This is a genomic window from Rhodococcus sp. ARP2 (assembly GCF_001029585.1).
GTDB lineage: Bacteria > Actinomycetota > Actinomycetes > Mycobacteriales > Mycobacteriaceae > Rhodococcus_F > Rhodococcus_F erythropolis.
The window spans coordinates 87,794-108,305 of the sequence record NZ_LEKE01000056.1; the positions used below are offsets into that span (position 1 = coordinate 87,794).

At 63.3% G+C, this 20,512-nt stretch carries 18 protein-coding genes and 1 riboswitch; of the genes, 12 read left to right on the forward strand and 6 right to left on the reverse strand.

All coding sequences use genetic code 11. The features are described from left to right. Positions 1–61 precede the first annotated feature (61 nt). Positions 62–1,909: a DUF2339 domain-containing protein gene (locus ABX74_RS14965; RefSeq protein WP_047889127.1), complete on the forward strand. Its 1,848-nt coding sequence runs from the start codon at positions 62–64 to the stop codon at positions 1,907–1,909. On the opposite strand, the gene ABX74_RS14970 is transcribed toward ABX74_RS14965, so the two are convergent. The 3 genes from ABX74_RS14970 to trmB are packed head-to-tail and all read right to left on the reverse strand — an operon-like array spanning position 1,884 to position 6,263. After that, positions 1,884–4,790 (reverse strand): MMPL family transporter, encoded by a 2,907-nt coding sequence (locus ABX74_RS14970; protein ID WP_047889128.1) that lies wholly within the window; start codon positions 4,788–4,790, stop codon positions 1,884–1,886. The two genes, ABX74_RS14965 and ABX74_RS14970, sit on opposite strands and share 26 nt — an antisense overlap. Positions 4,791–4,800: 10 nt before the next feature. Next, positions 4,801–5,508, reverse strand: coding sequence for an NYN domain-containing protein (locus tag ABX74_RS14975; protein ID WP_003945733.1), 708 nt, complete (start codon positions 5,506–5,508; stop codon positions 4,801–4,803). Next, positions 5,505–6,263 (reverse strand): tRNA (guanosine(46)-N7)-methyltransferase TrmB, encoded by a 759-nt coding sequence (gene trmB, locus ABX74_RS14980; RefSeq protein WP_019747110.1) that lies wholly within the window; start codon positions 6,261–6,263, stop codon positions 5,505–5,507. The genes ABX74_RS14975 and trmB overlap by 4 nt, the downstream gene beginning before the upstream one ends. 199 nt (positions 6,264–6,462) lie before the next feature. Between trmB and ABX74_RS14985 the strand changes: the two genes are divergently transcribed. From ABX74_RS14985 to epsC, 6 genes are all read left to right on the forward strand, one after another. Beyond that, positions 6,463–7,359 carry a GTPase domain-containing protein gene (locus ABX74_RS14985; protein ID WP_047889129.1) on the forward strand — a complete coding sequence of 299 codons (897 nt, stop codon included), beginning with the start codon at positions 6,463–6,465 and terminating at the stop codon, positions 7,357–7,359. Positions 7,360–7,540: 181 nt separating this feature from the next. Next, positions 7,541–8,692 (forward strand): hypothetical protein, encoded by a 1,152-nt coding sequence (locus ABX74_RS14990; protein ID WP_223257925.1) that lies wholly within the window; start codon positions 7,541–7,543, stop codon positions 8,690–8,692. A gap of 133 nt (positions 8,693–8,825) precedes the next feature. After that, positions 8,826–9,164, forward strand: coding sequence for a DUF6802 family protein (locus ABX74_RS14995; protein ID WP_021333139.1), 339 nt, complete (start codon positions 8,826–8,828; stop codon positions 9,162–9,164). Positions 9,165–9,441: 277 nt separating this feature from the next. After that, positions 9,442–11,271 carry a phosphoenolpyruvate carboxykinase (GTP) gene (locus ABX74_RS15000; RefSeq protein ID WP_029254577.1) on the forward strand — a complete coding sequence of 610 codons (1,830 nt, stop codon included), beginning with the start codon at positions 9,442–9,444 and terminating at the stop codon, positions 11,269–11,271. A 170-nt stretch (positions 11,272–11,441) separates the two neighbouring features. Then, a complete protein-coding gene (cysK, locus tag ABX74_RS15005) occupies positions 11,442–12,377 on the forward strand; it encodes a cysteine synthase A (protein WP_003945916.1) in 936 nt (311 codons plus the stop codon). Positions 12,378–12,382: 5 nt separating this feature from the next. Further along, on the forward strand, positions 12,383–12,961 hold the full coding sequence (gene epsC / locus ABX74_RS15010; RefSeq protein ID WP_019747116.1) for a serine O-acetyltransferase EpsC: 579 nt from the start codon (positions 12,383–12,385) through the stop codon (positions 12,959–12,961). A 58-nt stretch (positions 12,962–13,019) separates the two neighbouring features. Here epsC and ABX74_RS15015 read toward each other — a convergent pair whose 3' ends face one another. Genes ABX74_RS15015 through ABX74_RS15025 form a run of 3 tightly spaced genes read right to left on the reverse strand, consistent with a single transcriptional unit; the run spans position 13,020 to position 15,262 of the window. Beyond that, on the reverse strand, positions 13,020–13,325 hold the full coding sequence (locus ABX74_RS15015) for a hypothetical protein (protein WP_047889131.1): 306 nt from the start codon (positions 13,323–13,325) through the stop codon (positions 13,020–13,022). A gap of 28 nt (positions 13,326–13,353) precedes the next feature. After that, positions 13,354–14,313 carry a cation diffusion facilitator family transporter gene (locus ABX74_RS15020; protein ID WP_019747118.1) on the reverse strand — a complete coding sequence of 320 codons (960 nt, stop codon included), beginning with the start codon at positions 14,311–14,313 and terminating at the stop codon, positions 13,354–13,356. A gap of 10 nt (positions 14,314–14,323) precedes the next feature. Further along, positions 14,324–15,262, reverse strand: a complete 939-nt coding sequence (locus ABX74_RS15025; protein ID WP_082148505.1) for an alpha/beta hydrolase — start codon at positions 15,260–15,262, stop codon at positions 14,324–14,326. A 52-nt stretch (positions 15,263–15,314) separates the two neighbouring features. On the opposite strand from ABX74_RS15025, the gene ABX74_RS15030 reads away from it, so the two are divergent. The 5 genes from ABX74_RS15030 (at position 15,315) to ABX74_RS15050 (ending at position 19,771) form a co-directional block, all read left to right on the forward strand. Beyond that, a complete protein-coding gene (locus ABX74_RS15030) occupies positions 15,315–15,923 on the forward strand; it encodes a TetR/AcrR family transcriptional regulator (RefSeq protein ID WP_082148506.1) in 609 nt (202 codons plus the stop codon). A 16-nt stretch (positions 15,924–15,939) separates the two neighbouring features. Next, positions 15,940–16,077: riboswitch (cobalamin riboswitch) on the forward strand. A gap of 115 nt (positions 16,078–16,192) precedes the next feature. Further along, on the forward strand, positions 16,193–17,200 hold the full coding sequence (locus tag ABX74_RS15035; RefSeq protein ID WP_003945625.1) for a FecCD family ABC transporter permease: 1,008 nt from the start codon (positions 16,193–16,195) through the stop codon (positions 17,198–17,200). Beyond that, positions 17,197–18,015: an ABC transporter ATP-binding protein gene (locus ABX74_RS15040; protein ID WP_047889134.1), complete on the forward strand. Its 819-nt coding sequence runs from the start codon at positions 17,197–17,199 to the stop codon at positions 18,013–18,015. The genes ABX74_RS15035 and ABX74_RS15040 overlap by 4 nt, the downstream gene beginning before the upstream one ends. A gap of 86 nt (positions 18,016–18,101) precedes the next feature. Next, a complete protein-coding gene (locus ABX74_RS15045) occupies positions 18,102–19,073 on the forward strand; it encodes an ABC transporter substrate-binding protein (protein ID WP_223257926.1) in 972 nt (323 codons plus the stop codon). Then, positions 19,070–19,771, forward strand: a complete 702-nt coding sequence (locus tag ABX74_RS15050) for a (2Fe-2S) ferredoxin domain-containing protein (protein WP_019747124.1) — start codon at positions 19,070–19,072, stop codon at positions 19,769–19,771. The genes ABX74_RS15045 and ABX74_RS15050 overlap by 4 nt, the downstream gene beginning before the upstream one ends. Positions 19,772–20,512 lie beyond the last annotated feature (741 nt).

A 20,512-nucleotide genomic window follows, 5' to 3' on the forward strand; every position in this document is an offset into this window, starting at 1 on the left:
CCAGGCTGATCGAGTAGTACTACTCATCTGATCGGTTCGGCCACGCAGCAAGCTCGTAGCCATGACCACACCGAGTTCTTCCGCCGTCGATCCGCGACTGGTGACCGCCCTCTCGGCCGAGTGCGACAGCATCGGCCGGCAGTTGCGCCACATGGGTCAGAACCTGTCGATCCTGCAGACTCAGCTGGCCTCGGCTACTGTTCCCCCGCCCATGCCGGTAGTTCCGGCACCCGCAGCTCCGGCGCCACAGATGCCGCCAATGCGTCCTCAGCAGAACGTGCCCACCTGGCAGCCGCCGACGTATCCGGTTGCCGCACCTCGCCAGCCCTGGTGGCAACGCGACGGTGTCATCAGTCGACTCCTGGCCGCCGCCGGTGTAGCCGTCACACTGATCGGCGTCGTGATGCTGCTGGTACTTGCAGCGCAGGCCGGATTCTTCGGACCGCCGCTGCGGGTGCTCGGTGGCGCACTCCTTTCCGGCGCCTTGGTGTTTGCCGGAGTGCGGGTCCACGGACGACCAGGTGGCAAAGTGGGAGCGATTGCTCTGGCTGCCACCGGTTTTGCGGGAATGTACCTCGACGTCGTCGCTGCCTCTGTTCTCTACGGTTGGGTGACGACGCCGCTCGCGGTGGTGATTGCCTTCGGGATTGCCGCGGCCGGGGTTGCTTTGGCGGTGAAATGGGATTCCGAATCACTGGCACTCATGATCGTTCTGGGCGCAGCGGTGCTGGCTCCCGTGTTGACGTCGGGAATATCGTTGACCCTCATCGGTTTCCTCTTCGCGATCCAGTCGGCGACATTCTCCGCCCAGCTCGGTCGTGACTGGAAGTACCTGGGTATGGCGCGCACCGTACCCGTGGTTCTCGCGCTGCTCGTAGCGGTAGCGTCGAATGCAATCTTCAGCGAATCCGGTAACAGTGCAGTGCAATTGGTGATCAGTGCCGGCGTGGTTGCAATCGTGGGGGCCGGCTGCGCGATGGCCGTGCAGTGGAGGGGTTCGCCCTCGCGTGACGGCATTGCAGGGGCGTGGTCCACCGCTACCTTTGTTGTCTCGTCTCTTCCGCTGATGAGCGTCGGAGCCGTGCTCGGGCGCACCGAATCCGCAGTGCTGTACGGAATTGCAGCGCTACTACTACTTTCCGCTGCAGCGGCGGCCAAGCCTTTGCCGACGCAACTACGATTCGGACTGGGCGCAACCGGCGCTCTCGCATTGTTGCTGTGCTGCTTGTCCGGGGCGACGGAATCTCTGGCCGTACCGCTGGTCCTCACCGTCGGCATGATCTTCCTCGGAGTCTCGCTGTATGCGGGTTCGCGCTTCGTCTTCGCCCTCGGAACCGCCTTTGCGGCAATCGGATCGATCGGATACCTCACGACGGTTCCGCCGGAAGCGTTGACGACTGCCCGTGCCGCATCCATGCAACTCGGTGCGATCACGGCACTCTCGAGCCTGACGGCGATAGGTGCACTGGTGACGCTGGTGTGGGCGATTCACCGACTGAAGTTGATCGCCGATTCGAATGCGGCGGTTCTATGGGCGGCCGCAGGGTTCGCTGTCCTCTACGCGGTGACGTGTGCGCTCGTCTCATCCGGCGTCGAAATCTTCGACAGTGCAACCGGATTTGTTGCCGGGCACAGCGTTGCAACCATCGTCTGGATGCTTGCCGCCACGTCAGCGCTGGTGCTCGGCCTGAACAACCGTCAGCACGCTCGCGTTTTGCTCGGAGCTGGTCTTGCTCTCACCAGCGCGGCAGTGGCCAAGCTGTTCCTCTTCGACCTGGCCACGCTCAGTGGGCTGGTGCGCAGCGTTGCCTTCCTGGTGGTCGGCTTGCTGCTCCTGCTGGTCGGGACTCGTTATGCACGAGCCTTCGCCAAGCAGGAGCAGGTCAGCTCCGCTTCTGGCGAGCGATGAGCTCGCTGACACTGATGGCGCCTGCGTCGTCAGGTCGGTGCCTGCCGGTGGCGTTGTCGTCGCCGTCAGAGGCATCCGAGACTCGGGGCTCGGTGGGACGACGCTCCGGAGCGATCGGTGGAGGCGGCGACTGGGGGGTCGCCTCCACCGAGGTCGGGGCCGAGCCGTTTGTTGCAGCGCCATTTGTTGCAGAACCGTTGGTAGCACCGTTTGCAGAGCCATTCCGGCTCGAGCCGTTGGTACCTGAACCGCTGCTTGCCGAACCGTTAGTACGCGAAGGCGTCCGGACCACCGGCAGCGGCCGTGAGGCCGGGGGAGTCTGTTCCCGAGCCCGCAGGTCCGACAACCAACTCTCGATGGGACGCTCGGCCGGCGCAGCGGGCGTCGGGTTTCTCCGCTTGTCGGTGGTGTTCGGTTGCGGTCGGTACGAAGGATTGGGGACCGGTGCCTCGATCAAGTTCTGGGGCGCGCTGGCTGCACTCCCGATATCGAGACGACGTCGCGGTGCCGGCTTCTCCGCGGCAGGTGTATCCGTGTTCGGTGCCTTGATCGTCATTTCGCTGAGCGGAATGGGCTCGGTGAGAGGATCGGGAACACGAGGTCCGCTTTCCGGCTGTGCAGCCGGGGCAGGCGGCGGCATGACCCGCGAGGCCGCTTCGATCTTGCGCGGCTGACCCGGTCCGGCGATCGCACCGACGGGCGCGATCTGCGGGACGTTTGCGAGCACAAGTTCGTTGTCGAGGATCGGCTCACCCAGCCCGATCTTCTGCTGGATCCGCTTCATCCAGGCCGGGGCCCACCAGCAGTCGTCGCCGAGCAGTTTCATGGTCGCGGGGACCAGGAACATTCGGATCAGTGTGGCGTCGATGATCAGCGCGGAGATCATGCCGTACGAGATGTACTTCATCATCACCAGATCGGACAGGCCGAATGCACCGGTGACCACGATCAGAATCAGTGCGGCAGCGGTGATGATCCGGCCGGTATGTGCCGTGCCGATTCGGATGGATTCGGTAGTACTCGCGCCCTGCGCTCGCGCTTCGACCATGCGGGAGAGCAGGAACACTTCGTAGTCGGTCGACAGGCCGTAGACGATCGCGATGATCAACACCAGGACGGGAGACATGATCGGTCCCGGCGTGAAGTTCAACAGACCGGAACCGTGCCCGTCGATGAAGATCCAGGTCAAGATTCCGAGCGTCGAACCCAGGCCGAGCGCGCTCATCAACGCAGCCTTGATGGGCAGGACGAGCGAACCGAACGTCAAGAACATCAGCAGCGTCGTCAGCAGGATGACCGATACGACCATCAGCGGCAGACGGTCGAGCAACGCGTCGACGCTGTCCTGCTCGATGGCCGGAGTACCGCCGACGAGCACAGTTGTGCCCTCGGGCCAATCCGCGGATCGCAGATAGTCGATGGTGGGACGTGCCTCGTTGCGCTCGGTCAGACCGGCTTTGAGGACGTTGACACCGTCCTTGGTCGCAACCTCCGGGGTGAACTTCTCGACCAGACCCGGCGCAGCGTTTGCGGTCTTGGAAATCTGACCGAGAGTGGTGTTGTCCGCTCCCTCGATGACGAGTCGAACGGGCTCGGTGCGATTGCCGGGGAAGAGTTCGTCGAACTGCGCCTGCGCGACACGCGTGGGGCTGTCCGGGGGCAGGTACGTCTCGTTGATACCGCCGAACTTGATGCCCGTCAGCGGAATGATCATCAGCAGTAGAGCCGCGACGATCGGGACCGCGACCTTGAGCGGATGCTGCATGACCCAGCGGGTGAGCTTGCCCCAGAAACCGTTCTCGATTTCCTCGTTGGTCTTGGTCTGGCGCAGCTTCTTGAAGGTCAGCGCGTCGATCCGTTTGCCGAGAATGCCGAGAATCGCGGGAAGAATCGTGATGGACGAGATCGCGGCAAGCATGACGGCCGCAATGGCGCCGTAGGCCACCGATTTGAGGAAGCCCTGCGGGAACAACAGCAGACCGCCGAGGCTGACGGCAACCATGGTCGCCGAGAACATGACCGTTCTACCCGCCGTCATGACCGTTCGGCGTACTGCGGTCGGGGTGTCGTACCCCTCGGCTATCTCTTCTCGGAAACGGCTGACGATGAACAGTCCGTAGTCGATCGCGAGACCCAGGCCGACCAGAGAGACCACGGGCGCAACAAACGCGTTGACCTCGGTGAAGTTGGTGATCAGTCGAATGATGCCGTTGGCGCCGATGACGGTCAGACCGCCGACGATCAACGGGAGGGCTGCAGCGACGACGCCACCGAAGACGAAGAACAGCAGGACACCGACGGCGGGAATCGCGAGTATTTCCATGCGCTTGATGTCGTTGGCCATCGTGTCGTTGAGCGAATTCGCGACAGGTTGCAGGCCGGCGAGTTGCACGTCGACGCCGTCGATGTAGAACTGCGACTCGACGTCGCGGAAGTTGTTGGACACCGCGGTGTCGTTGTCGCCGGCGATCGCGATGCTGGTGACCGCGTGTTGCTTGGTCTTGTCCGCCAGGGCCGCCACCGAGAGACCGTTGTCGACCTTGAAGTACGAGCCGTTGATCTTCATGATCTGGTCGGGGTTGTCGGCGACGAGCCGCTGCAGATTGTCGATGACCTTCGCTTGGAACTCGGGGTCGTCGACGGTCTTGCCCTCCGGCGCCGTGTACAGCGCCAGAACGTCACCCGTCGTGCTGCGTCCGAACGTGCCGTCAGCGAGTTTTGCAGCCTCTACCGATTCCGACCCCGGATCGTCCCAGCCGCTCTGGCTGAGATGATCCTGCAGGCTCAGGCCGTACGCAGCGAGCCCGAGGAGCCCCGCCACCATGACAGCGATGACGGTGAAGCGGGCTCGATAGACGATGCTTCCCCAGCTGGCGAACACTGATCAACTCCTACTCGGCAACACTTTTTCGCCCGATGAGCAGGGCAGAAAGCGGTCGGAACGGCTGCAACCAGGCGCCCTCGTCGGGCAGGGTGTCCAGGCTTACCCGTGGCAGAGGCTCACGGAAGACACCTGGGATGTCCTCGAGATCGACGAAGTCCAAGATATCGGACGACACAGCCCAGCTGGCGTGTTCACGGAACCCGAGAACCTGGACCGGGATACCGGTTGCTGCGATGTCCTCGAGAGGTTCGCGGAACGCTTGGCCGTCGGCGGACGCGACCATGATTCCGGCGAGGCCCTCGCCGTACCGGAGCGCGATGTGCTCGAGCATGTCCGAATCGACATCGCTGTCTTCATCGACCTTCGGCTTGGCGAACACCGCGAAACCCACGTTACGCAAGGCTTCGACCCAAGGACGAACGACGTCGGCGCTGCCGGACGCGATGTTGGTGAAGACGGTCGCTTCAGGCTCGAGCGTGCCGCTGTTCTGTGCGGACAGTTCGGCGGTGCGAGAGAGCAGCCAACGACCCAAAGCGTCGAATCGTGGCCGGTAGGCGGCGGTAGGCCGGCCACCGAGGATGGCGCCGAGGCCCATGTCGAGGTTGGGGGCGTCCCAGACCAGAAGCACCCGCTTGGGGTGGCGGGAGTCACGACCGAAGTCGAGAGGAGATTCCGACGACGTCACGTCGTCGGATAGCTGTTCGCTGACGCTCATGCTCTGATCTTCCCCCATATAAGCTCGGTGATTGCACTACCGACCTTATGGGCTTTGTCCTCGAACTTGGTGACCGGACGCTCGTGGGTCATCGGAGACTCCCAGTCGAGTGCGGTCAGCAGTGGCTCGGCATTGCCGGCTTCTTCGATCCATTCGGCGTACTCGGCGTGATCGGTTGCCACGTGCAGGACTCCGCCGGGCTTGAGGCGGTTGGCGATCAGCGCGAACGTCGGCCCCTGCAGGAGGCGACGCTTGTGATGGCGGGCCTTGGGCCACGGGTCCGGGAAGAACACCCGGACGCCCGTCAGGGACTCGGGGGCGACCATGTTCTCGAGTACGTCCATCGCGTCACCGCGTAGTACGCGGACGTTGGGAATCTCTTCACGCTCGACCTGCTGGAGAAGCTGCGCGAGCCCCGGGCGGTACACCTCGATCGCGATCAGGTTCACGTGCGGTTCCGCCTTGGCCATAGCGGCCGTCGCGGTGCCGGTACCCGAACCGATCTCGATGATCAGGGGTGCCTCGCGTCCGAACCAGGCGTTCGCGTCGAGCGGTGTGTCCGAGACGTCGGCGCCGATGAGCGGCCACTGACGGTCCCAAGCCTGCTGCTGCGCGTCGGTCAGCGCACCCCGGCGAGAGCGAAAGCTGGTCACTCTCGGATGGAGACGGGACCCCTTGGCGTGGTCCGTCTGCCCCGTGTCAGGGGTCTGCGGTGCATGCTGATCGGCTTCGTTCACGAACCCATTGTCACGCATGACCCCCGTTTAGCGCAGACGGGTCTGAAGTTTGAGTTGAGACTTTCTGCGGAAAGTCCTGAAACAGCCGACTTCGGACAGCCAGCGAAAGAGTGGTGTCACCTGCCGTCCTTGCCGAGAACCTGACAGAATCTCACCGACACGATGGGGACGTGGGGTGGGGATGAACACAGGATTTGCATGCAGTAATTGGTCACGAATGTTGCCCGCAGAATCGATCGACGACGCCTGCGCGGAGCCGATCGACCACTTGCGCGCTCTGGCATATCGGCTGACGTCGATCGATTCGGGAGCCGCAGAGGCGGTTCACTCGGTGCTCGGATCGCTGAGCGCGCCGCTCGAATTGGTGGTCGCCGGGCGAGCCGGGGTGGGGCGGTCGTCGTTGGCGCGGATCCTGGGGCGCGACGACCGGTTCTCGCGCAGAGTCGTCGGCGCACCGGTTGTGGTGACCGAGTCGCGCGCGTTCGACGTCCCTGGAACGTCGAACCCCGATCTGGGTCGTCGTTGCGTTGTCTACGTGGTGGTCGACGCGGTCCGCGACGTCGACGGCCGAGCCATTGCCCGAGTTTCCGATCGTGTGGTCGTCGCTGCGAACAAGGCTGACTTGTTCGGGCCGCGCTGGGACGAGGCGCTGGGACGGGCCGCGGAGATCTCGGAGACCGTCGGCGTGCCCACGGTTCCGGTGGAGACACTGACCGGGCGCGGCGTCGAAGAATTGTTCGAGGCTCTCGGACCTGTTCTGGAGGCGCAGTGGTGGGGCCGGGTCGAGCAGATCGGCCCGGCGCTGAGGCGGTCTGCCTCGCGCAGCGCTGCGGGCAGGGACGAGATCGAGTTGTATCTGAGTTCGGACTCCGCGGTGCTGTTCTGCGCCGCGGCGGCGATGATGAGCCCCGAAATTCGAGCCCTGCGTCAAGGCGAGCCTCCCGATCCTCGTACCGCCGACGACGCGGGCACATGCAGCCGGTGGTGGGGCGAGCTCGTGGACGAGTCGGAACAGGCTCCGCAACAAAGGGTCTCACTGATTCGCCGCGGGTATGTGCGTCGGTGGGCGCAGCTCGGGGGCGATCGCTCCGCTCCGGCGGTGACCGATGGATAGCGTTTCGGTACTTCCGGATTCGGTGCTGCGCGTGGTGCAGCGATGGAATCCGGCATCCGATCCGGGTCGCCAGGTCGCCGCCGAAACATCCAGTGGCACTGGAATTTACGTTGTCGGCCCACCGAGGTGTGGACGGGAAGACGTCGCCCGGATGTTCAATGCTTCTGATGACTGTTCGACAGTGACACGCGAGGTGGACGCCGACGTCGTACTTCTGGTCGTCGACGCCGCCAGTGTGATCGGACGCGAGGATCTTCTACTTCTCGACGACGCTGCAGAGAGCGGGATTCCGGTGGTGGTCGCGCTGACCCGCATCGACGTCTACCGAGACTGGCAGGCGGTGCGCCGGCGTGATGCCGAGATTCTTGCTTCGCACTGCACCGCTTTTGCTCAGGTCCCGGTGGTTCCGATTGCGCCTGGTCAAGAGCAGTCGCTCGTTGCCGTCGTGAGCCGGGCGGCACGGGAGAGGGAAGCAGGCGGTTCGGATTCCGGTGTCATCGCGCAGACGCGCCGGATGATCGAGATAGAGATCCGGAATCTGCGTGACAGCGTTTCTGGTGCCGAACTGCGGGCCGAGCGATCACAGTTGCTCGCAGACCGTGACGGCCGGCGAGGCGAACGCCTGGTGCAGGTGCGAAGCCGACTGCAACGAGCGCGCGGGGATCTGTCACAACAAATCGCCGAGGCAACCCGGGCGACGGTCGCCGGGGCACGTGCCTGGGTCGATGCGGCCTCGCGAGCCGAATTGGGCAGCGTGCCGACGCGACTGCAGCACGAGGTCGACCATCACACCCGGGTGTTCGATGCCGCGATGGCGGCAGCGGTGGAAGTGGCGGGCACGACCGGATACATGCCTTCCCCACGGATTCCGGAGGGCCCGCCGCGCCGTCAGCGCGGAAACGAGGACCGGGTGACAATTCTTGTCGGCGCGTCCGCGGGTCTCGGCCTCGGCCGTATCGCGGTGACTCCGCTGGAGATGATTCCGGCCCTGGAGTTCGCGAGTATCCCCGTGACGTTGGTTCTGGGTGGCGCCGCGGCGTGGTGGTTGGCGCGAACTCGCGGGCTGACGGCGGATCGTGCCTACTCGAGGTCGTGGATCGTCGAATCGATGTCGACGGTTCGCGCACAGTGGGAGCAGCGAGTCCAGAGTGTTCTGCTCGAGGCCGAGGCGGATCTGGGAGCGGCGATCATGGCGGAGAGCCGCGAGCAGGTGGCGTCGGCGCAGGCCCGAATCGTGGAGATCGACGGTGAACTTCGTGAGCTTGCCGCGGCCAGATCAGGGCAACTGGCGTCGTGCGAGCGCGACCTCGCCGTTTTGAACGCCGCCTACTGACATTCCGCGAGTGCAGAGTTCTCCACAGCGCCGCAATTTCGGCCACGACTGATCGTCGGGGTCTGGTAATACTGAGCGGACGGTTTCGGTAGGGGTTGCCGAAGCAGTAGGTCACCATCCAGTAGGGGGAGTAATGGACGCATTTCTGATCACGGCCGGACACATCGACGGGCACGAAGCCGAAGCGCTCGATCCTGGGCGTATCGAGCCCGAGACCTTCGGGCCCTCGTCGGGACCGGTCGATGCCGGCGACCTGAACTTCGACGCCTTCGACTTGGACGGTGACGGAACGGTCGACAGCCGTGTCGTCCACTCCGACGACGACGTCGTGATCGTGTCCGATTTCGATCGCGACGGTAGCGCCGATCGCCTCACGATGATCGAGTCGGACGGCGACTACTCGGCCTGGGAATGCAGTCGAGACGACGAAGGCGCCCTCGTGTGGCAGAAAATCGATGCCGGAGCGCTCTGAAAAGGTTCCGTTTATGTGCTCTGAGCGCCGGGTAGGCACCTGAACACACCAACTGAATCGTTTCTGTGACATTTCTGACCGCACCCGATTACCTGCAGGTGAACAGCCAGCGTTAACCTCAATACATAGGACACCCGGCGTCCGTGAAATCCACGTGAGTGGATGACGCGGCTGGACCCCGTCGAGAGGGGGACACCGGGATCGACTGGTATCGGGGCGCTGCAGTTTGCATCCGGTGTCACGAGAACCCGGTTCCGGCTCACCCCAGGAGAGTTTGATGACCTCAGCGACCATTCCCGGTCTCAATGGAACTGACGGCACGCCCCCCACGCAGCACAAGGAACTGCTTGCATGGGTGCAAGAGGTTGCCGAACTCACCCAGCCTGATCGCGTCGTCTTCGCAGACGGCTCGGACGAAGAATGGGACCGACTGACAACGAAGTTGGTCGAGGCAGGAACCTTCACCCGCCTCAACGACGAGAAGAAGCCGAACTCTTTCCTCGGCAACTCCGATCCGTCCGATGTCGCGCGAGTCGAATCGCGTACGTACATCTGCTCGAAGGAAGAAATCGACGCAGGTCCCACCAACAACTGGATGGACCCGGCGGAGATGCGCACCCTCATGGGTGACCTGTACCGCGGTTGCATGCGTGGACGCACCATGTACGTCGTGCCGTTCTGCATGGGCCCCCTCGACGCCGAGGATCCGAAGCTGGGCGTCGAGCTCACCGATTCCGAGTACGTCGTCGTCTCCATGCGCGTCATGACCCGCATGGGCAGCAAGGTTCTCGACAAGCTCGGCACCGACGGATTCTTCGTCAAGGCGCTTCACTCGCTGGGCGCTCCGCTGGCCGATGGCCAGGAAGATGTCGCGTGGCCGTGCAACGACACCAAGTACATCACTCACTTCCCCGAGGATCGTGAGATCTGGAGCTTCGGTTCCGGCTACGGCGGAAACGCTCTCCTGGGCAAGAAGTGCTACTCGCTGCGTATCGCTTCGGCAATGGCGCACGACGAGGGCTGGCTGGCCGAGCACATGCTCATCCTCAAGCTCATCTCGCCCGAGGACAAGGCCTACTACATCGCGGCGGCATTCCCCTCCGCTTGTGGCAAGACCAACCTCGCGATGATCCAGCCGACCATCCCCGGATGGCGCGCCGAGACCCTCGGTGACGACATCGCCTGGATGCGTTTCGGTGAGGACGGACAGCTCTACGCCGTCAACCCGGAATTCGGTTTCTTCGGCGTGGCTCCCGGCACCAACTGGTCGTCGAACCCCAACGCCATGCGCACCATCGACCAGGGCAACACGGTCTTCACCAACGTCGCTCTGACCGACGACGGTGACGTCTGGTGGGAAGGCCTCGAAGGCGACCCGCAGCACCTGATCGACTGGAAGGGCAACGAGTGGACGCCCGAGTCGGGCACCCATGCGGCTCATCCCAACTCGCGTTACTGCACCCCGATGTCGCAGTGCCCGATCATGGCTCCCGAGTGGGACGACCCGAAGGGCGTGCCGATCTCGGCAATCCTGTTCGGTGGACGCCGCAAGACGACGGTTCCGCTGGTCACCGAGGCTCGCGACTGGCAGCACGGCGTCTTCATGGGTGCAACGGTCGGCTCCGAGCAGACCGCAGCAGCCGAAGGCCAGGTCGGTACGGTTCGCCGCGATCCGATGGCAATGCTGCCGTTCCTCGGCTACAACGTCGGTGACTACTTCCAGCACTGGATCGACCTCGGCAAGTCCGCGGACGCGTCCAAGCTCCCCAAGGTCTTCTACGTCAACTGGTTCCGCCGTGGCGATGACGGACGCTTCCTGTGGCCAGGCTTCGGCGAGAACTCTCGCGTCCTGAAGTGGATCGTCGAGCGCATCGAGCACAAGGCTGCCGGCATCGACACCCCGATCGGCGTCGTTCCCACCGGATCGGCACTCGACATCGAAGGCCTGGACGTGTCGGACGCCGACATCACCGAGGCCCTCGCGGTCAACATCGACGAGTGGAAGGCCGAGATCCCGCTCATCGAAGAGTGGTTCGACTTCGTCGGCGAGAAGCTGCCGACCGGCATTCGTGACGAGTTCGAAGCTCTGAAGCAGCGGTTGGCCTGATAAACCGCCCCCGTATGTAGTGGCCTGATGCCGCATTGGTTCAATTTGATGAACCGATGCGGCATCGGTCGTCTGTATGCCCTTGCCTGTAGCCGTTATGCAGTTCAGCCGTAAAGCAGTGATCAGCGAATCGAGCGGGTCGACACACTCGATCCTCAGGAGGACCAGATATGAGCGGGATCTACAACAACGTGACCGAATTGGTCGGGCGCACCCCGATCGTGCGGCTCAACCGTCTGACCGAGGGCCTGGACGCACAGGTCGCCGTCAAGCTCGAGTTCTACAACCCGGCCAACAGCGTCAAGGACCGGATCGGCGTGGCAATCATCGACGCCGCCGAGAAGTCCGGTGCACTCAAGCCCGGCGGAACCATCGTCGAGGGCACCAGTGGTAACACCGGTATCGCACTCGCCATGGTCGGTGCTGCTCGCGGCTACAAGGTCATCCTGACCATGCCGGAGACCATGTCCACCGAGCGTCGCGTGATGCTGCGTGCTTACGGCGCCGAGATCGTGCTGACCCCGGGCTCCGAGGGCATGGCCGGTGCAGTCGCCAAGGCCAAGGAAATCGTCGAGCAGACCGAGAACGCTGTCTCGGCCAGCCAGTTCGCCAACCCGGCCAACCCGGCCATCCACGAGGCAACGACGGGCGAAGAGGTCTGGGCCGACACCGACGGCGCCGTCGACATCTTCGTGTCCGGCATCGGCACCGGCGGCACCATCACCGGTGTCGGACGCACCCTTCGCAAGTACAAGCCCGAGGTCAAGATCGTGGGCGTCGAGCCCATCGACTCGCCGATCCTCAACGGTGGCCAGCCCGGTCCCCACAAGATCCAGGGAATCGGCGCGAACTTCGTGCCCGACGTCCTCGATCGCGAGATCTACGACGAGATCATCGACGTCTCGTTCCCCGATTCCATCGAGGTCGCTCGCGCACTCGGCACCAAGGAAGGCATCCTGGGCGGCATCTCGTCCGGCGCCATCGTCTGGGCCGCACTCGAGTTGGCGAAGCGTCCGGAAAACGCCGGCAAGCTGATCGTGGCTGTCGTGTGCGACTTCGGCGAGCGTTACATCTCCACCCCGCTGTTCGAACACATTCGGGACTGAGACTTGTGAGTATCCTCGGGACAATTCGCGAGGACCTGCAGGCTGCGCGCGGTCAGGATCCTGCCGCGCGCAGCAATGTGGAGAACGCGCTCGTTTATTCAGGGCTGCATGCCATTTGGGCGCATCGGGTTGCGCATCGTATGTGGGTCGTCCCTGCACTACGCGGCCCGGCGCGAGTGCTCTCGCAGCTGACACGCTTCGTTACCGGCATCGAGATTCACCCCGGTGCCACCATCGGTCGACGGTTCTTCATCGACCACGGCATGGGCGTCGTGATCGGGGAGACGGCCGAGGTCGGTAACGACGTGATGCTCTATCACGGCGTCACCCTGGGTGGTCGCTCGCTCGAGCAGGTCAAGCGTCACCCGACGCTGGGAGACCGGGTCACCGTCGGCGCTGGTGCCAAGATCCTCGGACCTGTCGTCATCGGTGAAGGTAGCGCTATCGGCGCCAATGCCGTTGTCACCAGAGATGTTCCGGCCGAATCCATCGCGACGGGTATCCCGGCGGTGGCGCGGCCACGGACCACCAAGGAAAAACTGGTGGACCCGAACAGTTACATCGATCCTGCGATGTACATCTGAAGCACTCCTTCTTCGATGGCCACCCTCGTGTAGACGGCGGGTGGCCATCGGCGTCTGTTCAGGCTCGCGTCAGGTGCCACCCGCGACGTCCCAGTACGACGGCCGTCGCAGCGCCCAGTGCTGCTCCGATCAGGGGATAGCAGGCCAGGACGAGCCAGCGTGGATTGTCCGATCGGGCGTCGAAAGCGATGTTCAACGACGACTCGTAGTCGCGACTCATCTGCACACCCCGGATCGGTTCGTAGGCACCCTGATAGACGATGGTCTTGTCTTGACTGGTCATCACATCGATCAGACTGCCCACCACAGGAATTCCCCCGACGACAAATCCCAGAACCGCAAGAATCACGATCAGTGCGCGCATCGAACGAGCCTATCGCCCGGCCGGAAGTTCAGACTGCGATCGACGGTTCTTCGGGCGTCGAGAGGGTCAGGATCGCTCGCACGACGCGTGGACTCTGCTCGAGTGAGCGTTCGAGTTCGCGCAACGTGTGGGCCACTCGGGATTCCGCGTAGTCGCCGACCAGGTCGACGCTGGCCACCAGGTACACCTGCCGCGGACCGAGGTATTCCATGCGCAGGAACGTGATTCGGTTGATCTCGGGCAGTTGGGTGAGAGCTTCGACGGCTGCTGCCCGCAGCGTCGGTGAGGCCTCTTCGCCGACCAGGAATCGGCGGTTGCGATCGATCAGGATGATCGCGATGACTCCGAGAAGTATGCCGACGAAGATGGAGCCGAGGGCGTCGGGGATCGGTGAACCGGTGATCTGGTGCAGTAGGACGCCGACGAATGCGATGACCAAACCGATCAGTGCCGCAGCATCTTCGGCGAACACGGCCCGGGTCGTCGGGTCGGACGTGTTGAGCGCCTGGGCCATGACGTCGCGGTTCACGGCGGATGCTTCGGTTCGGAGTTGCTTGTACGCCTGCCGGAACGAGATGCCTTCGAGGATGAACGAGACGCCGAGGACTGCGTAGGCGACACCGAAGTCGGTGGCCGGTTCGGAATGGAACAGTTCCTGGATGCCGTGGGTGATCGACACACCTGCGCCGAGCGCGAAGAGTCCGAGGGCGGCGAACATCGACCAGATGTAGGCCTCCCGGCCGTACCCGAGTGGCTGGTCTCGGTCGGGAACCCTTTTCGAGCGGCGGTTCGCGATCAGCAGCAGCACTTCGTTGCCGGTATCGGCCCAGGAGTGGGTGGCCTCGGCGACCATCGATGCAGATCCGGTGACGATGGCGGCCGCCGTCTTGGCCCCGGCGATCAGCGCGTTAGCCGCAAACGCCAGTACGACTGTCGTGGTGCTCTCGTCGCCGTTTCCCGTCGGCTCGGCCTTGGGTTCGATGCTCACGAACTTCAGGCTAGGCGGGTGGCGACGGTTTCGTGCGGTGACGCTCGGCGACGGAGCGCAGCAGTGTGTCGACGGCGTCGTGGAACTGCGTCAGGCCCGGCTCTTCGACGGGAAAGTGCCCGCACCCGTCCAGCATCACGAATTCGGTGGGTGCGTTGATGCGGCGGAGGAACTGCAAGCTCAGTTCGGGTGGCGTCCATCGGTCGGCGGCCGGGTGGGTGAGCAGAACGGGCGTCGTCCGAAATGCTTCGGGTGCGGTGTGCTCGAACGAGAAGTAGCTGCTGAGGAATCCGAGTGGCACCCGAACACCGCCACCGCGCGGATCGGTTGCGCACAGCGTCGCGAGTTCACGGTTGCTGCTCATGTTCGCGACGTCGGCGACCCAACGGATGGGCACGCGGATACGGCCCACCAGTCGTTCGGTGCGGCGCATCAGGGGAGCGCCGTAGACACCCATCGGGCCGAACCGCGCCGCGGCAGCTCTGGCCGACGGATTCGATGGATCGAGCAGACAGGTGGCGACGACGGCGTCGGCCAGACCGGTCCGCGCGGCTACCTCGTAGGCCAGCAGACCGCCGATGCTGGCGCCCAACAACACTAGCGGCCGATCGTCGGCTGCCTTCTCGGCTCGGACGAGATCGCAGAGGAGATCGACCCACTGCTCGTACCGGACGCCGGCCGGATCGGCTACGACGGTGTCGCCGTACAGCGGAAGATCGGGGAAGAGGACTTCGGCTCCGAGTTTCACGCCGATCCCGGCGAACGGCCACAACGCGCCCGAGTAGCCGCCGGCGCCGTGGATGCCGAGAACACGAACCGGTGCGTCTGGAGCCACTGCCCGTGCGACGTGGACGGTGTTGCCGTTCCACTCCCACCACGTCGGGGTCGGCGCCGGCATGTGGTCGGTGTACCGGTCGGGCATAAACTTCGAGTAATCGGCGCTGGTCACCTACACAATTCTCGGTATCGGCGTCGCGGCTGACAACTCGCATCGGAGGACCGTGTCGACTCGGCGGAAAAGGCCCTCCCAGCAGCGCTCGAGGGCTACCTACGACGCGATCCTGGAGGCAGCTACTCGCGTTTTCGCGTCGGAGGGCATGGCGGCGACCACCAACCGGATCGCTGACGAAGCAGGGGTGTCGGTGGGCTCGCTCTACCAGTATTTCGGCGACAAGTACGAGATCCTTGCGGAGTTGGCGAACCGTCACGTGAGTGCTGCGCGGGAGAGTTTTGCGCTCTGCCTTGCCGACATCGTCGAGCGTGAGCTCACCCCGGACGAGGCCGTCCGGATGTTGGTGGAGTGCGCGGTCGAAGTGAACAGTAAGCCGCGAGAGTTCTTTCACCTGCTCTACGATCAGGTTCCGCGTACGCGTGAGCTCATCGCGCAGGTCGAAGGAATGAATCGGCAACTGGTACTGGGTTTTTCGGAGTACTTGCAGAGCCGCGGTTTCAGTGCGGACGATGCGTTGTTGACGTCGCGGCTGACTGTGACTGCCGTGGACAGCCAGGTGCATCGGGTTGTGCTGGAATCGGATTCACCCGAAGAACTTCGAGTGCGAACGGAAGCCGTCGTGCGGCAGGCGAGATCGATGATCGCGTCGGAATCCTGATCCGGTGTGCGGAATGGTGACCACAGTCCGTTATGGTTCTGACGTCATCATCGAGGTAATGGGAAGTCGGTGCAATTCCGGCGCGGTCCCGCCACTGTGAGGTCGTCCCTGCGTCGACCGTAGCCAGATACCACCCTCGTTGACGTTGTGTCATGCCACGAGGATGGATCGGTCACACCATGAATGCTGTTGGCGGAGCTCTGTCTCCACCTACCCACCTGCCTTCGCCGAAGGCTGGTGCGCCTCGAGGACGGCTCAGTCCGGGTATCGTGCTGCCCGCTCTGCTGGTCGTCACCGTGCTCTCTGCTGTGTGCGCGTTGGCATTCGGATCCGAGATGCTCCCCGTGTCCACTGTGGTGGACGTGGTGCACTCGCGCTTCGGAGGCCCACCCGTCACGCGTTCCGAACTTGCGATCGTGTGGGGGATCAGAGCACCTCGGGTACTGCTCGGTCTGGCCGTCGGCGCTGGTCTTGCCGTCGCCGGCGCGGTGGTGCAAACCCTCGTCCGCAACGCTCTCGCCGATCCCCACCTGCTGGGAGTGTCGTCCGGCGCGAGTGTCGGTGCCACCGCCGTCATCACCACCGGACTGTTCGCCGGCGCGGGAGTGTGGGCGCTCAGTTTCGGCGCGATGATCGGGGCGTTGGGAGCTGCGATTCTCGTCTTCACCATCGCGACGCTGCAAGGCGGTATCACTCCACTGCGATTGGTTCTGACCGGCACCGTCACCGCATCCGCCCTGTCGGCGATCGCGAGTTTTCTGGTGCTGCGTACCAATGATTCCCAGGCCGCGCAGTCCGTATTGTTCTGGCTCCTGGGAAGTTTGGCCGGGGCATCCTGGGACAAGTTGTGGGCGCCGGTCATCGTAGTGTTCCTGCTGACGGCAGCGGTGTTCGCCCTGCACGGTTGGCTGGATGCGCTGGCGGCCGGACCGGACGTCGCGGCTTCGCTCGGTATTCCCATCCGAACCCTGCGAAACGTGCTGTTCGGCGTGCTGGCAGCGTTGGTCGGCACGATGGTTGCAGTGTCCGGCGCGATTGCCTTCGTAGGCTTGGTCATACCGCACGTCACACGCATGCTCGTCGGAGCCAGACATCGAGTGGTGTTGCCGGCGGCAGCGCTGATCGGCGCGTCGTTCCTGGTGTGGGTCGACGTCGTGGCGCGGACCTCGTTGCGGCCGACCGAGATCCCGCTGAGCGTGGTGACCGGGGTGATCGGTGCCCCGCTGTTTCTCCTGCTTCTCGGCCGTCGGCGCTACCGATTCGGTGGCAGTTCGTGAGCGCCCGCGCCCTGGCGGTGACCGCGTCCGGAGTCGTTGTCCGCATCGACCGCCGAACCGTCGTCAAGGGCGTCGACATCGCGGCGGACGCCGGTGCAGTAGTCGGCGTCGTCGGTCCGAACGGATCGGGCAAGTCGACTTTGTTGCGTGCGCTTGCCGGTCTCGGACCGATCGCTGACGGTGACGTCCGCGTCGGCGGCGAGTCCGTGCACGCGATGTCCGCGCGTTCGCGGGCCAAAGCCATTTCTTTTGTGGCGCAGGAAGAGCAGAGTCCCGCCGATTTGTTGGTTCACGAGTACGTGACTCTGGGGCGCACGCCACATGCAAAGCCCTGGAGTGTCGGCGGAAAGCACGAGAATGCCGTCGTTGATCGTGCTCTGGGCGAGGTCGGAATGATCGAGCACCGGTTCTCTTCGATGGACACGCTTTCCGGCGGCGAGCGTCGGCGGGTATTTCTCGCCCGAGGTCTCGCGCAGGACGCCGGCGTGCTCATTCTCGACGAGCCGACCAATCATCTCGACATCCGGCATCAACTCGAACTGCTCGATCTGGTCCGGTCGTTGGACCGGACGGTGATCATGGCACTGCACGACCTCGATTTGGCTGCGGCAGTGTGCGATCGGGTGCTCGTGCTCGCGGATGGAGTTGCCAGGGCGTTCGGACATCCATCCGACGTACTCACCACCTCGGTGGTGGCAACTGTCTTCGGCGTCGAGACTTTCGAGCTCGTGAACCCCGCGACAGGCCGTTCACACCTCGTATTCGAATCACGAAATTCTCAACTACAACAATCATTTTCGGAGAGTGCACTTTGATACATGTCAAGACTCGAGCGTCGTTCGGTGCGGTTGTAGCCGCGACAGCGTTGTTGACAGTTGCCGGCTGCTCGGCAACTGCACCGGTGGACGAAGCTGCAGACAAGACGTCGGTGACATTGGAGAACTGCGGGACCGAAAGCACTTTCCAGCTTCCGATCGAGAACGTCGTTGCGACAAGCAATGCGGCCAATATCGGCACCATTCTCCGAGTCGGCGGTTTGGATCGTCTCGCGGCCGTCGTGTTGAACACGAACAACGACGCGGTCATGGAGTCGATGTTCGGCCCTGGAATTGCGGACGTCCCACACCTGGACGGAACGATCACGCTGGAGACGATTCTGGGTAAGCAGGCGGACCTGGTGGTCGGCTCCTACAGTGGCTTGTTCAAGGGAGCCTCCGGTGTGACGCCGGAATCGCTGCAGAGCAACAACATCGATGCATATGTGATTTCCGATAGTTGTAGGCAGAGTGCCGCAGCGGATTCCGCGCTCGGCACGATGGGTCCGTGGGATGCCCTTCGTGCGGACGTGACCAATTACGGAAAGCTGTTCGGAACCGAGGACACTGCCGCCGAGGCACTGAACGAATTGGATTCACGTTTGGCACGTCTGGAGTCCGCGCCAGATGCCGCCGACAAGCCGAAGGTCTTGATCTACGACAGCGGTGAAGAAGATCTGTACACCAGCGGAGGCAACGGAGCCCCCAACGGAATCGTCGACGTCGCCGGGGGAACCAACGTGTTCGCCGACGTCGACAACACCTGGTTCAAAGCGAGCTGGGAGACCGTCGCGAAGTCAGAACCCGACGTCATCGTGATCATGGACTACAAGAAGAGCGCTGACGAAGTACAGGGCAAGATCGACGCGATCAAGAGCCGAGAAGGCCTACGCGATCTCGATGCCGTCAAGCAGAACCGCTTCGTCGTACTCCCGCTCGCCATGTTCACCAGCGGATTCCCCAACGTCTACGGCGCGGAAGAGCTGCGCGCGAAGATCGAAGAGTTCGGACTCGCTCCGTCGAGCGGGATCGACTGGACAACCGCGCCGTCGGCATGAGTGTCGACAGTGGTTCGAATCGGGTGATCGTCGTACTGCGGCCGACCGTCAGCGGCCTCGACGAGTCGGCCGCGCGACGGATGTTCGACGCTGTTCGGGCCGGCACCGACGCCGACGTTCGTATTGCGTACCTCGATGTCGCGTCGCCGAGCCTTCACGAGGAACTCGATCGAGCGCATACCGATGACGTGGGCAAGGTCGTGTTGATTCCAGTTGCGGTGCCGAGGGATCGGTACCTGCTCACGTGGACCAGCAAGGCGGTTGCGAACTGGCGCGAAACCCGGATCGGTGCCGAACTGGAAGTCTCGCTCCACGAATCGGAAACGCTCGAAGCTGCCGTGGCCGCGCAGGTGATCGATGAACTCGGCGCGGCAGGAAAGCCGATCACTGCCAGTCCGGCGTCGTATCGCAGTCCGGCTTGGTCCGTGATCGAGCAGCACGATACACATCTGTTGGTGTGCAAGGGGCCCCGCTGCATGGCGTACGGAGCAGGGCCTCTCCACCGGGCCATGAGTGCGGCGGCCAAAGGCACTTCGGCAAAGGTGACGGGAACCGGTTGTCTGAGCCCGTGCAACCTGGGCCCGTTGGTGATCGCGAACCCCGGCGGTACCTGGTTCGGGCACGTGGACGCCGGTGATGCCGAGGCCTTGGTGTCCGGTCGCGAGGATCGATTGGCGGATAACGTTCTGGACCGGTAGATACCGGGTCGGTGAAAGCAAAGAACCCGCTGGGCGCGAAGTGCGCTCAGCGGGTTCTGTCCATCAGTGAGACGGTCAATTCGATTCAAGTGGTCGAATATTTCTTGCGGACCCGGTCAGCCTGAATTGATTTCTCTTGAATGCAACCAGGACCCTGTGGCGATTGTCCGTCAATCAGACGACTGCCATGAGTATCGAGATTGGGTAGAAATATTCAGACCAATGCGAATTCGAGGAGTGAACCATGGGATACGACAATAGGTGCCGGGATTGCCAGCACGGCAAATGTTCGGTCTGCAACGGGGAGGGGAAGGTGTGGGGAACCTTTGGAAATTGCACGAGGTGCCACGGGCAAGGCGGTAGCCCATGCGCGCAGCACCGATGAGTCAATGCTGCTCAGGCTAGCGCATTAGGTTCGGTGAACGTCGATGTCAACGCTATGAGAGTTGGCCGCCGAGTGCCTGAATCCGGCGAAAAATATTCGTTATCAATCGGTCGAGAGGATATTCAATGGACATGGTAGTAGTCGGATTCATTGCATTCATCTCCTATGCTGTAATCGGTCGGGCAATAGGGACGTCTTACTGGAGAAGGAAACACGGAGTGTATCGCTCCTTTTTCTCGACAGAGGCGATATTTACAGGAATGTTCGGATTTCTAGCAGTTGGTCTCACGTGGCCCGTTTCCATATTCATCCCTGCAGTTCGAGCGCCCGAGCTTTGCACGCACGGCAGTCATATC

Coding starts and splice junctions, on each gene's coding strand:
- ABX74_RS14965 (WP_047889127.1), top strand. CDS start 62: ATGACCACACCGAGTTCTTCCGCCGTCGATCCGCGACTGGTGACCGCC.
- cysK (WP_003945916.1), top strand. CDS start 11,442: ATGAGCGGGATCTACAACAACGTGACCGAATTGGTCGGGCGCACCCCG.
- ABX74_RS15015 (WP_047889131.1), bottom strand. CDS start 13,325: ATGCGCGCACTGATCGTGATTCTTGCGGTTCTGGGATTTGTCGTCGGG.
- trmB (WP_019747110.1), bottom strand. CDS start 6,263: ATGCGTGACAATGGGTTCGTGAACGAAGCCGATCAGCATGCACCGCAG.
- ABX74_RS14975 (WP_003945733.1), bottom strand. CDS start 5,508: ATGAGCGTCAGCGAACAGCTATCCGACGACGTGACGTCGTCGGAATCT.
- ABX74_RS15050 (WP_019747124.1), top strand. CDS start 19,070: ATGAGTGTCGACAGTGGTTCGAATCGGGTGATCGTCGTACTGCGGCCG.
- ABX74_RS15000 (WP_029254577.1), top strand. CDS start 9,442: ATGACCTCAGCGACCATTCCCGGTCTCAATGGAACTGACGGCACGCCC.
- ABX74_RS14995 (WP_021333139.1), top strand. CDS start 8,826: ATGGACGCATTTCTGATCACGGCCGGACACATCGACGGGCACGAAGCC.
- ABX74_RS14985 (WP_047889129.1), top strand. CDS start 6,463: ATGTTGCCCGCAGAATCGATCGACGACGCCTGCGCGGAGCCGATCGAC.